Source organism: Rhizobium ruizarguesonis (assembly GCF_012349115.1).
In the GTDB taxonomy this organism is placed as follows: domain Bacteria; phylum Pseudomonadota; class Alphaproteobacteria; order Rhizobiales; family Rhizobiaceae; genus Rhizobium; species Rhizobium ruizarguesonis.
On sequence record NZ_PQIG01000084.1, the window covers coordinates 1 to 12,336 of the forward strand.

The following is a 12,336-nucleotide window of genomic DNA, read 5'->3' on the forward strand; positions in this document are numbered from 1 at the left end:
CGTGCTGGCGTGCTGCAATGTGAATAGCCGTATCGGTATTGTCCTTCAGCGGCACCGGCTTGCCGCCGCGCACGCCTTCGTCGCAGGTGATGACGAAGGTGGATTCGCAATCGACGATACGCCCCGCCAAGGCCTCCGGCGAGAAACCGCCGAAGACGACCGAGTGCACCGCGCCGATGCGAGCGCAGGCGAGCATCGCATAGGCGGCTTCGGGGATCATCGGCATGTAGATGGTGACGCGATCGCCCTTCTTGACGCCGTGCTTCTTCAAGACGTTCGCCATCCGGCAGACATGCTCGTAGAGCTCGTTATAGGTGACCTTCTTATCGATATAGGGGTTGTCGCCTTCCCAAATGATCGCCACCTGGTCGCCATTCGTTTTCAGATGCCGGTCGATGCAGTTGTAGGAGACGTTTGTCTGACCGTCCTCGAACCACTTGATCGAAACCTTGCCGGTAAAGGAAGTGTTCTTGACCTTGGTATAGGGCTTGAACCAGTCGATCCGCTTGCCGTGCTTGCCCCAGAACTTATCCGGGTTCTCGACGCTTTCCTCGTACCATTTCAGGTACTTTTCCTTATCGATCAGGGCGCGCGCCTTCACCGGCTTCGTGACCGGATAGATCTTCTCCGACATGCAACTCCTCCTCATGGGACATGCGACGGGCCGCGTGAGCTAGGAAGGGCCCGGACTGAAATCACGGCAATTCATAGCAGTTCGCACCGTCACGGCAATTAGACGAAGGTCATTTCATTTCGGAAGAATTGCAATTATGCGACAGTGCGGTTATATAGCGGCATATTTCCCGGACATTGTGGTGACAATCCACGGACCGCGACCGGCGCGGACGATAGAAGGACTATATCCATGGCTCAAACACTGCTCATGCCGAAGGCGACCGCCATCTGGCTCGTCGACAATACGGCACTGTCTTTCGATCAGATCGCGCAGTTCTGCAAACTGCATCCGCTCGAAGTCAAGGCGATCGCCGACGGCGAAGCGGCGCAGGGCATCAAGGGCCTCGACCCGATCTCGACAGGACAGCTTTCCCGCGACGAGATTGCCCGCGCCGAGGCCAACCCGAACCACAAGCTGAAGCTTTCCGAACCGAAGGTGCGCGTGCCGGAATCCAAGCGCCGCGGTCCGCGTTATACGCCGGTTTCCAAGCGCCAGGACCGCCCGAACGCCATTCTCTGGCTCGTTCGCAACCATCCGGAGCTGAAGGACGCGCAGATTTCCCGCCTCGTCGGCACGACGAAGTCGACCATCGAGCAAATCCGCGAGCGCACCCACTGGAACTCCGCCAACCTGGCGCCGATGGATCCGGTAACGCTCGGCCTCTGCAGCCAGATCGATCTCGACATGGAAGTGGAAAAGGCCTCCAAGGGCCGTCCGCTGCCGACCGCTGCCGAGCTTGGCGCAACGCTGCAATCGGCTCAGGAAACCGAGCGCCTGACCCCGAGCTACGAGCGCGAGGAGGAAAAGGAAAAGGAAATCGACGCCGATGCCGTCTTCCGCAAGCTGAGCTCGCTGCGCTCGGCGCCGAAGGACGAGGACGACGATCAGTACTGAGACATCATAGATCTCACAAAAAACCCCGCCGGTATGAGCTGACCGGCGGGGTTTTTTGTTGCGGATTGGCTGTTTCGAATTAGCTGCGGAACAGGGTGAGAATGTTCTGCGCCGAACTGTTGGCGATCGATAGCGACTGGATGGCGAGCTGCTGCTGCGTCTGCAACGCCGAGAGCTTGCTCGATTCCTCTTCCATATCGGCATCGACCAGACGGCCGACGCCGGAGTCGATCGAATCGTGCAGACCGCTGACGAATGTTTCCTGCAGCTGGATCCGGGTCGAGATCGAGCCCAATGCCGAGCCGGCGGCGGTCATAGCGCCGAGAACCAGTTCGACACCGGTCAGGGCTGCGTCAAGCTGACCCTGGGTGAAACCGGTGATGTCGAGATCATATATTGACGCCATGACGATGACGGTGCCGCCATAGGTTCCGTTGAAGGCCGTGCCGATGATACCGCTGGACGTCTCGATTGCACCGGTGCTCGTCATGCCGAAAAGCACGTTTCCAAGCGAGCCCGAATCAAGCACGTAGTCCGTCATCTTGACGGAGACGGCATTGCTGCCGTCGCGCACGAAGGACGAAACAACGCTCTTCGTGCCGGAGGCGCCGGCAACCCAGTTCTCGCCGGAGAAGGACGCCGATTGAGCGATGCTGAGCAGTTGCTCCTGCAGCTGGTCGAGTTCTTGCTGGATCTTCGTCTTGTCGACGCCCTTTTCCGTGGCGGCGACGATCTTGGCCTTGATGTCACTGACGACATCGAGTGCGCTATCCATGGCCGAATAGGCGGTATCGACCTTGGCCGCGCCGAGACCGAGCGCGTCGGAGACGGCCGAAAGCGCCTTGTTGTCAGAACGCATGGTCGTAGCAATCGACCAGTAAGCGGCATTGTCAGCCGCCTTTTCGACACGATAACCCGATGAAACGCGACCCTGGGTGTCCTTGAGGCTATCGTTTACGCCGCGCAAAGTCTGCAGCGCTGCCATGGCAGCGTTGTTGGTAAGGATGCTTGTCATGATCCGTTCCACAATCGTTGAGAAAGAGGCAATCCGGACTACAGCGCCGCGCGTCTTTCAGACGCGCAAAGGACGCTGTAGCACTTCTACTGCTGCATAATTTTGGCCTTAAATCGATTCCGATTTAAGGAATTATGCAGTAGGCCGGTAACGGCGACCGCGTCATGCAAAGCCTGCTATGCAAGCCATTGCCGTTAACAAATGCTTGCAACAACATGGTTAACAATTCCTCAATTAGCTTTACCGAAAGTTTAATTTCACATCGGCAGGGAGCCCAAACCGCGCCCACGCAGCGCCTCGGCAATTTCCTCTAAAATCGTTGGATCATCAATGGTTGCAGGCATTTTCCACGGTATGCCATCAGCGATCTTCTGCATCGTGCCGCGCAGGATTTTGCCGGAGCGTGTCTTCGGCAACCGGTTAACGGTGATGGCCGTCTTGAAGGCGGCGACAGGCCCGATCGAATCACGAATCATCGCCACGACCTCTGATTCGATCGCCGTCGCGTCCCGGGAAACATGTCGTTTCAGCACCAGGAAACCGCAGGGCGCCTGACCCTTCAGCACATCGATCACGCCGATAACAGCGCATTCGGCGACATCGGGATGACGCGCGCAGACCTCCTCCATCGCCCCGGTCGAGAGCCGATGACCGGCGCAATTGATGATGTCGTCGGTGCGCGACATGATGAAGAGATAGCCGTCTTCGTCGACATAGCCGGCGTCGGCCGTCTTGTAGTAACCGGGAAACTCGTCGAGATAGGCCGATCGGAAACGCTCGTCCGCGTTCCAGAGGGTCGGCAGACAGCCGGGCGGCAAGGGCAGCTTGATGACGATATTGCCAAGCGTTCCCGCCTCGATCGGATGACCGGCATCATCGAGCACCGCAATATCATAGCCGGGCATCGGCAGTGTCGGCGAACCGTGCTTGATGGGAAGGGCACCGAGACCGAGCGGATTTGCCGCGATTGGCCAGCCGGTCTCCGTCTGCCACCAATGATCGATGACGGGTATGCCAAGCATGCGCTCCGCCCATTTCAACGTTTCGGGATCCGCCCTCTCGCCGGCCAGAAACAGCGCCCGTAGATCCGGCATAGGATATTGGCGCATCAGTTCACCGTCACCGTCCTCCCGCCGGATGGCGCGGAATGCCGTTGGCGCCGTGAAGAGCACCCGCACCTGATATTCTGAAACAATGCGCCAAAATGTGCCCGCATCTGGAGTGCCGACCGGCTTCCCCTCGAAGATCAGTGTGGTTACGCCTGATAGCAGCGGGGCATAGACGATATAGGAATGTCCGACGACCCAGCCGATATCCGAAGCCGTCCAGAAGACCTCGCCCGGCTTCAAGCCGTAGATATTCCGCATCGACCAGTTGAGCGCGACCATATGGCCGCCATTGTCGCGCACGACGCCCTTCGGCTGGCCTGTCGTGCCCGAGGTATAGAGGATGTAGAGCGGATCGGTCGCCTTGACGGAGACACAGGCGATCTCGGCGCCACGATGCCGCGCCACCGCCGTCTCGAAATCCTGATCGCGACCGCTGGCGAGATCTGCGCGAAGCTCAGGCCGCTGCAGCACCAGACAGCGGCCCGGCTTCGAATGCGCGATCTCGATCGCCTGATCGACCAGAGGCTTGTAGGCGACGATGCGACCAGGCTCGAGCCCGCAGCTCGCGGTGATCACCAGCTTCGCACCGCAATCGTCGATGCGCGCCGCAAGTTCGCTGGCGGCAAACCCGCCGAAAACGACGGAGTGAACCGCACCGATGCGGGCGCAGGCGAGCATGGAAAAGACCGCCTCCGGCACCATCGGCATATAAAGGATGACGCGATCGCCTTTGCCGATGCCGCGCTCGACCAGCGCTGCTGCAATGGCCATCACATCCCGAAGCACCTCGTCATAGGTGAAATGACGCTTCTCGCCGTTCATTGCGCTGTCGAAGATGACCGCTGTCTCGCCGCCGCGGCCGGCAGCCACGTGCCGGTCCAGGCAATTGTGGCAGGTATTGGTTTCCGCTCCAGAGAACCAGCGGCCATAGACGCCCTCATTGGGCGAAAAAATCCGCTCCGGCGGCTTGAACCAGTCGATGCCGACGGCTGCTTCGCGCCAGAAGGCTTCGGGATCGCGTTTCCAGGCCGCATAGGCCTGATGATAGCCGTTCTGCATTTGCTCCTCCCCAGGACATGCAACCTCGATCTTAAATCTAGACGGGGTGAAGCGAGACAGGAAGCCCGACCAAAGCCGCGTATCAGCGCGCGCCGAAAATCGCCGATCCGACGCGGACGCTTGTGGCGCCGAAGGCGATAGCCGTCTCGTAGTCGCCCGACATGCCCATGGAAAGTTTTTCGACGCCGCATTTGAGCGCGAGCTTTGCCAGCAGGGCGAAATGCGGCCCGGGGTTTTCCTCGGCCGGCGGAATGCACATCAACCCTTCGATGGAAAGGCCGAGCTCGTCGCGGCAGAAGGCGACGAAGGCTGGCGTGTCGTCAGGAGCAATGCCCGCCTTCTGCGGTTCGAGCCCGCTATTGACCTGGACGTAGAGCCGCAGCGTCTTGGCTTGCCGCTTCATCTCCTCGGCAAGCGCGCGGGCGATCTTTTCCCGGTCCACCGTCTCGATGACGTCGAAAAGCGCTACGGCATCCGCCGCCTTGTTCGATTGCAGCGGTCCGATCAGATGCAGCTCGATATCGAGCCGCTCAGCCTTCAGCGCCGGCCACTTGCCCTGGCTTTCCTGCACGCGGTTCTCGCCGAAAACCCGCTGTCCGGCTTCGATGGCCGGTCGGATTGCGTCCGCCTCGAAGGTCTTCGACACCGCGACGAGCTGAACGGAACCCGCCGGACGACCTGCCGCGCGTTCCTCGGCCGCAATCCGTGATCGCACGTCGTTCAACCGCTCTTGAAGTTCCATCGTTCTGCCTCGACATACCAGCATGAAAGGATTGGCAATGAACTAACCAGCCAACCTGTGCTTGCCAAGACCCGCCTTCGCGAAATCGCTTGCGCGTGATCAAGATCGGACTCTTGCAGCGCCTGCAAAACTTGACGCTACGGTGGTTTCATGGTGAAGGTCTCGACCAACTCCCCTGATTTTCCGGAAATACGAATACCATGGCCACCGAACGTTATAATCCGCGCGACGCCGAGCCCCGCTGGCAGCAGAAATGGAATGAAGACAAGGTCTTCGAGACCGACAACGCCGATCCGCGCGAAAAATATTACGTCCTCGAAATGTTCCCCTATCCGTCGGGGCGCATCCATATGGGCCATGTCCGCAATTACGCCATGGGCGATGTCGTCGCCCGCTACAAGCGCGCCCGCGGTTACAACGTGCTGCATCCAATGGGCTGGGACGCCTTCGGCATGCCGGCGGAGAATGCCGCCATGGAGCGTGGCGTTCACCCCGCCTCTTGGACCTACCAGAATATCGCCTCGATGAAGGCGCAGCTGAAGGCCATGGGGCTTTCGCTGGACTGGAGCCGCGAATTCGCCACCTGCGACGTCGAATATTACCAGCACCAGCAGCATCTCTTCGTGGATTTCCTGGAGAAGGGCCTGGTCTATCGCAAGCAGTCCAAGGTCAACTGGGATCCTGTCGATAATACCGTGCTCGCCAACGAACAGGTAATCGATGGACGCGGCTGGCGTTCCGGTGCGCTCGTCGAACAGCGCGAATTGACGCAATGGTTCTTCAAGATCACCGACTTTAGCCAGGATCTGCTGGACGCGCTGGATACGCTCGACCAGTGGCCGGAAAAAGTCCGCCTGATGCAGAAGAACTGGATCGGCCGTTCGGAGGGCCTGACGATCCGCTGGGAGATCGTGCCGGAAACGGCACCTGCCGGCGAGAGCGAAGTCACGGTCTATACGACCCGGCCGGACACGCTCTTCGGCGCCTCTTTCCTGGCGATCGCCGCCGATCATCCGCTGGCGAAGGATGCCGCCGCGAAGAACCCTGATATCGACGCCTTCTGCGAGGAGTGCCGTCGCGCGGGCACGTCGCTCGCAGCGCTCGAGACCGCCGAAAAGAAGGGCATGGATACCGGTATCCGCGTCAGGCATCCGCTTGATCCCTCTTGGGAGCTGCCCGTCTATATCGCCAACTTCGTCCTGATGGATTACGGCACGGGCGCGATCTTCGGCTGCCCGTCGGGCGACCAGCGCGACCTTGATTTTGCACGCAAATATGACCTGCCGGTTGTGGCCGTCGTCATGCCAAGGGATGGCGATGCGGCAAGCTTTTCCGTCGGCGACACGGCCTATGACGGTGATGGTGTGATGATCAATTCGCGCTTCCTCGACGGCAAGACCACAGAGGAAGCCTTCGATGTCGTCGCCGATCGGGTGTCGGCCGCTTCGCTCGGCAATGCACCGCAGGGCGAGCGCAAGGTCAACTTCCGTCTGCGCGACTGGGGTATTTCCCGCCAGCGTTATTGGGGCTGCCCGATCCCGGTCATCCATTGCGATGATTGCGGTGTCGTGCCGGTGCCGAAGGAGGACCTGCCTGTCAAACTGCCCGACGACGTCGCTTTCGACCAGCCCGGCAATCCGCTCGACCGTCATCCGACCTGGCGTCATGTCTCTTGCCCGAACTGCGGCAAGGATGCACGCCGCGAGACGGATACAATGGATACCTTCGTCGATTCGAGCTGGTATTTCACCCGCTTCACCGCGCCCTGGGAAGACAAGCCGACCGATCCGGAAGCGGCAAACCGCTGGCTGCCGGTCGACCAGTATATCGGCGGCATCGAGCACGCGATCCTGCACCTGCTCTATTCTCGCTTCTTCACCCGCGCCATGCGCGAGACCGGTCACGTCGCCGCCACCGAACCTTTTAAGGGTCTCTTCACCCAAGGCATGGTGGTCCACGAAACCTATAGCCGCGGCGCCGGCGCCGGCCGCGAATGGGTGGCACCCGCCGATATCCGCATCGACGAACTCGACGGCAAACGCCGGGCTTTCCTGCTGACGTCGGGCGAGGAAGTCGCGATCGGCTCGATCGAGAAAATGTCTAAGTCGAAGAAGAACGTCGTCGATCCTGACGATATCATTGCCTCCTACGGCGCTGATACCGCTCGTTTCTTCGTTCTGTCCGACTCCCCGCCGGAGCGCGATGTCATCTGGTCCGAAGCGGGCGTCGAAGGCGCTCATCGCTTTACCCAGCGTTTGTGGCGCCTGATTTCCGAAGCTGCGGAGGCGCTCTCCGCCGTCGCACCGGCGCCGGCAACCGATGGGGAAGCGTTGTCAATCTCGCAGGCTGCCCACAAAACGCTGAAGGCCGTCCAGAACGACTATGACAAGCTCTGGTTCAACAAGGCCGTTGCCCGAATTTATGAACTCGTCAACGCGCTGGCCGCACCGATGACGAAGGTTGCGGCGGGCGAGGGTGATGCAACCTACCGCGCGGCGGTACGCGATGCCGCAGAGATCCTGATTCAACTCGTCTCTCCGATGACGCCGCATCTCGCTGAGGAATGCTGGGCCGCACTCGGCAATGAAAGGTTGCTTGCCCGGGCAAGCTGGCCGCAGTACGACGAAACACTCGTTATCGAAAACGATGTCGTCCTGCCGGTACAGATCAATGGCAAGAAACGCGCTGAATTGACAATTTCTCGCGATGCAGATCAGAATGCCGTTACCGACGCCGTGCTGGATCTGGATGCGGTGAAGAACGCGTTGAACGGACAGGCACCGAAAAAGATCATCGTGGTTCCCCAAAGGATTGTAAACATTGTCGTCTGATATCGCTTGCAAGCTGGCCCGCAATGCCGGCATCGCTATGATCCTTGCCTCCGCGGCTTTTCTCTCCGCCTGCCAGGTTCGTCCGCTCTACTCCGAGAGTTCCGGTGTCACTGAAAAGCTTTCCTCGGTCGGCTTTTCCCCAGCAGGCAGCCGCATCGAACAACAGGTCCGTAACCACTTGGTCTTCCTAGCGTCACGTGGGGCCGGCGAGCCGGAAAAACCGGAATATCAGGTCGAAATGCACGCCACGTCGACCGTTGCCGATACGTTGCTGACCGAATCCGACGATACGTCGCGAGCCGGTCGTGTGACCGTCAGCGTCACCTACACGCTACGCGCGGCGACCGACAATCATGTCATCAAGGCCGGCAGCCGCGCGACCACGGCGCTGGTGGATTTCCCTGACCAGGAATTCGCAAAGCAGCGCGCAATCCGTGATGCCCAAAACCGTGCGGCAGATCAGGTAGCGGAATTCGTAGGGGCCGATATCGCCGCTGCCCTCAGCCGCTGAGGGCGGAGATGTGGCCGAGATAAAATCCCACGAATTCGATACCTTCCTGCAGAAATCGGCACGGAACTATCGGATTTTCGTCATCTACGGGCCGGATCGCGGCCTTGTTTCCGAACGAGCGGGCTTGCTCGCCGGCAAGAGCGGTGTCGCGCTTGACGATCCCTTCTCGCTGACGAAACTCGATGTCGGCGACCTGCAGAAGGATCCCGGGCGGTTGGTCGACGAGGTCCAGTCGATCGGGCTGTTCGGCGGTGAGAAACTGATCTGGATCCGCGGTGCCGCCAACGAGAAATACCTGGTCGACTCCCTGGCGCTGCTGGCTGAAAAACCACTCGAAGCCGCCTATCTGATCGTCGAGGCCGGCGACCTGAAGAAGGGCTCGCTGCTGCGCAAGACCGCCGAAGCCGCACGATCTGTCATGACGATCCCGTCCTACGCCGACGACAGCCGCGCCTTGAATGCCTTGATCGATACTGAACTTAGCGCAGAGAAGCTCGGCATTACGCCGGCCGCGCGCCAGGCGCTGATCGCGTTGATCGGCGGCGATCGGATCGCTTCCCGAAACGAGGTGCGCAAGCTCGCTCTTTACTGCCGCGGCTTCAATACGATCGAAGAACATCACGTTACCGAAATAATCGGCGACGCCAGCGCTATCTCGGTTGACGACGCCGTCGACGCCATTCTCGGCGGTGATCTCAATGCCTTTCTGCACGCCATGCAAAAGATCAGTAGTTCAAAAACCGCGATCTTTCTCGTTCTGCAGGCATGCCTGAAGCAATTCCAACTTCTGGATTCGATGCGCGCCGAAATGGATGAAAAACGGCTGCAGGCACCTCAGATCATGCAGACGATGGGGCGGCATTTGCATTTCCGCCGCAAGCCGATTATCGAACAGGCACTGCGCCAATGGACCGCGGAAAGCATCGCCCGTGAATCCAATCGGCTACAGGCCGCTATTCTGCAAAGCAGACGGCGGCAGGTGCTGGAAGACAGCGTTGCGATGCAAACGCTTCTTTCCACCACCCTTCAATCCGGCCGGAAATCCGCCTGACCAACGCGCGTTGACCGAAAATCGAGATTGATCATCGGACAGCACATTGCGAGGGTTGAAGTTAGAGCGTCCTTTGTGCGTCCTCAGGACGCACGGCGCTCTAGCGCCTTTCGAGTAAGCGGCAGATTTCCTCGAGCTGCTCCAGTGACTTATAGGAAATTTTGATCTGGCCGCCGCTTGCCTTGTGATTGATCGCAACATCAAGGCCGAGCGCATCGGAAAGTGTCCGTTCCAGCGCCAGCGTGTCAGAATCCTTCTGATCTCGCCGCAATGTCGCCTGCTGCGGCTCCGATTGGGCCTTGATATTGTTTTGCGCCAGCTTTTCCGCATCACGCACCGACATGCCCTTGGCAACGATCGTACGGGCAAGACTTGCCGGGTCGGATGTTGAAACCAATGCACGCGCGTGCCCAGCCGACAGGCTGCCGGCGGCAAGCAGATCGCGAACCGGATCAGGCAGCTTCAGCAAGCGCAAGGAATTGGCAACGTGGCTGCGGCTTTTACCAATGATTTCCCCAAGGTCGTTCTGGGTGTAACCATATTCAGCAATAAGCTGCTCATAACCCAACGCCTCTTCGAGGGCATTGAGATCCGCGCGCTGTACGTTTTCGACAATGGCAATTTCCAGCGCCGTCTTATCATCGACGTCACGGACGATGACAGGAATCTCGATCAGCCCGGCAAGCTGAGCTGCGCGCCAACGTCGCTCGCCGGCGATGATTTCATAACGATCCCGCGACATCGTCCGCACAACAATCGGCTGAACGATACCGTGTTGACGAATGGAACTTGCGAGATCATGAAGCTCAGCATCATCGAAGAAACGACGAGGATTGCGGGGATTGCGGCTAACGAACTCGATCGGGATCATCCTGTCGGCACTGACAATCCGCTCGGCTTCCACCGGGACGGGCTGATCCATTTCACCAATCAACGCCGCAAGGCCACGGCCCAATCGCCTCTTCGATACATCGTCATTCATGATCTACACTCACCTACACCCCTAAAATGATGTCACGCGGCCAGTCTCTGGCGCTCCCGTTGGATGACCTCAGAGGCCAACTGCAGGTAGGCCTGGCTGCCCGCGCACTTCAAATCATAGAGAATAGCCGGCTTGCCATAGGACGGCGCCTCGGAAACGCGGACGTTGCGCGGAATTAACGTGTGGTAAACCTTTTCGCCGAGATGCGTGCGCACGTCATTGACCACCTGCTGGGCAAGATTGTTGCGCGCATCGAACATCGTCAAGACGATCCCTTGAATATCCAGACGCGGATTAACCGTTCGCCGAACCTGGCTGACGGTTTCAAGCAGCTGGCTCAATCCCTCCAGCGCAAAGAATTCACATTGCAACGGCACCAAGACCGAATGAGCTGCCGCCATGGCATTCATCGTCAGCAGATTGAACGACGGCGGGCAGTCCAGAAGAATATAGGAAAACGCCACGGCCTCCGGCGAAGACAAGGCTTTCCGCAATTTGAAGACCCGATCGCTTTGCTGCGAGATCTCCATCTCGATGCCAAGCAGATCCATCGTCGACGGGACGATAAAGAGATTGGGAACCGCTGTCTCGAGAGTCACTTCGGGGATGCCACGATCACCAATCATCAGATCGTAGGAGGAAAGCTTGCGATCACGACGATCGATACCGAGGCCGGTGCTGGCATTGCCCTGCGGGTCGAGATCGATGATCAAGACGCGCTCACCAATGGCAGCAAGCGCTGTTGCCAGATTGATTGCTGTGGTCGTCTTGCCAACGCCACCCTTCTGATTTGCGATGGTGATAATCCGATGTCGTTCGCCAGCCATTGCCGCAATATCCGATCTGTTAAACCAAGCGCCGGAGATTTGATACTTCCAAAATAACAGATTCCTGCTCGACGGCGCTTCTATGTTCTAACAGATCGAATTCCCACCGACCACGTGCTTTGTCGATTTCCTTCCGGTAATCCCGGCCTTTATGAAAAAAGCCACGACAATTTTCCTTGCCAAGCATCCAAGCGGCCGAATACCCGATAAGCCCATCAAGATCGGTAAGCGCGCGCGCTGAAATCGCTCCGCATTCGCCAACCTCCGTATAGGCATCTTCGATTCGAATGCTATGCACGCTGCCGCGCGCATTTGTTTCCCGTAGAGCGGTCCGCAGAAACGCTGCCTTTTTATGGTTGCTTTCGACCAGATGGACCCATCCACCTTGCAGCTCGGCCAGGAAAATCGCCGTAATAACGCCCGGAAAGCCACCTCCACTGCCGAGGTCAACCCAGGTAACCGGTTGCGGATGAATCTGAAAAATCTGGCTGCTATCGGCGATGTGCCGGTGCCATAGATCATCGAGTGTCGACGGCGCCACCAGATTAATTGCTTTCGCCCACTTCTGAAACAGCGCTGCAAAGTGTTGCAGCCGCTCCTGTGTTTCACGTGAAACACGCAAACCGTTTAATTCCATTC

General features: G+C 59.0%; 11 protein-coding genes. 4 read left to right on the forward strand and 7 right to left on the reverse strand.

Annotated features, from left to right (window positions below):
- A partial coding sequence (locus C3Y91_RS19560) for an AMP-binding protein (protein ID WP_168575712.1) occupies positions 1–634 on the reverse strand: 634 nt, incomplete at its 3' end.
- Positions 635–865: 231 nt separating this feature from the next.
- Between C3Y91_RS19560 and C3Y91_RS19565 the strand changes: the two genes are divergently transcribed.
- Positions 866–1,570, forward strand: coding sequence for a DUF1013 domain-containing protein (locus tag C3Y91_RS19565; protein WP_007632151.1), 705 nt, complete (start codon positions 866–868; stop codon positions 1,568–1,570).
- A gap of 79 nt (positions 1,571–1,649) precedes the next feature.
- Here C3Y91_RS19565 and C3Y91_RS19570 read toward each other — a convergent pair whose 3' ends face one another.
- From C3Y91_RS19570 to C3Y91_RS19580, 3 genes are all read right to left on the reverse strand, one after another.
- A complete protein-coding gene (locus C3Y91_RS19570; protein ID WP_018068942.1) occupies positions 1,650–2,585 on the reverse strand; it encodes a flagellin N-terminal helical domain-containing protein in 936 nt (311 codons plus the stop codon).
- Between the two features lie 257 nt (positions 2,586–2,842).
- On the reverse strand, positions 2,843–4,753 hold the full coding sequence (locus C3Y91_RS19575; RefSeq protein ID WP_130665306.1) for a propionyl-CoA synthetase: 1,911 nt from the start codon (positions 4,751–4,753) through the stop codon (positions 2,843–2,845).
- Positions 4,754–4,835: 82 nt separating this feature from the next.
- Positions 4,836–5,495, reverse strand: coding sequence for a YggS family pyridoxal phosphate-dependent enzyme (locus C3Y91_RS19580; protein ID WP_024322909.1), 660 nt, complete (start codon positions 5,493–5,495; stop codon positions 4,836–4,838).
- A gap of 200 nt (positions 5,496–5,695) precedes the next feature.
- Between C3Y91_RS19580 and leuS the strand changes: the two genes are divergently transcribed.
- The 3 genes from leuS to holA are packed head-to-tail and all read left to right on the forward strand — an operon-like array spanning position 5,696 to position 9,888.
- Positions 5,696–8,326, forward strand: a complete 2,631-nt coding sequence (gene leuS / locus C3Y91_RS19585) for a leucine--tRNA ligase (RefSeq protein WP_168575713.1) — start codon at positions 5,696–5,698, stop codon at positions 8,324–8,326.
- On the forward strand, positions 8,316–8,837 hold the full coding sequence (gene lptE / locus C3Y91_RS19590; RefSeq protein ID WP_018068937.1) for an LPS assembly lipoprotein LptE: 522 nt from the start codon (positions 8,316–8,318) through the stop codon (positions 8,835–8,837). Before leuS ends, lptE begins: the two co-directional genes overlap by 11 nt.
- Before the next feature lie 10 nt (positions 8,838–8,847).
- Positions 8,848–9,888 (forward strand): DNA polymerase III subunit delta, encoded by a 1,041-nt coding sequence (gene holA, locus C3Y91_RS19595; protein ID WP_018068936.1) that lies wholly within the window; start codon positions 8,848–8,850, stop codon positions 9,886–9,888.
- A gap of 100 nt (positions 9,889–9,988) precedes the next feature.
- Here holA and C3Y91_RS19600 read toward each other — a convergent pair whose 3' ends face one another.
- Genes C3Y91_RS19600 through rsmG form a run of 3 tightly spaced genes read right to left on the reverse strand, consistent with a single transcriptional unit; the run spans position 9,989 to position 12,334 of the window.
- Positions 9,989–10,870, reverse strand: a complete 882-nt coding sequence (locus tag C3Y91_RS19600; RefSeq protein WP_018068935.1) for a ParB/RepB/Spo0J family partition protein — start codon at positions 10,868–10,870, stop codon at positions 9,989–9,991.
- Positions 10,871–10,902: 32 nt separating this feature from the next.
- Complete coding sequence (locus C3Y91_RS19605) at positions 10,903–11,697, reverse strand: ParA family protein (RefSeq protein WP_018068934.1); 795 nt, start codon at positions 11,695–11,697, stop codon at positions 10,903–10,905.
- A gap of 19 nt (positions 11,698–11,716) precedes the next feature.
- Positions 11,717–12,334: a 16S rRNA (guanine(527)-N(7))-methyltransferase RsmG gene (gene rsmG / locus C3Y91_RS19610; RefSeq protein WP_024322904.1), complete on the reverse strand. Its 618-nt coding sequence runs from the start codon at positions 12,332–12,334 to the stop codon at positions 11,717–11,719.
- Positions 12,335–12,336: the final 2 nt, after the last annotated feature.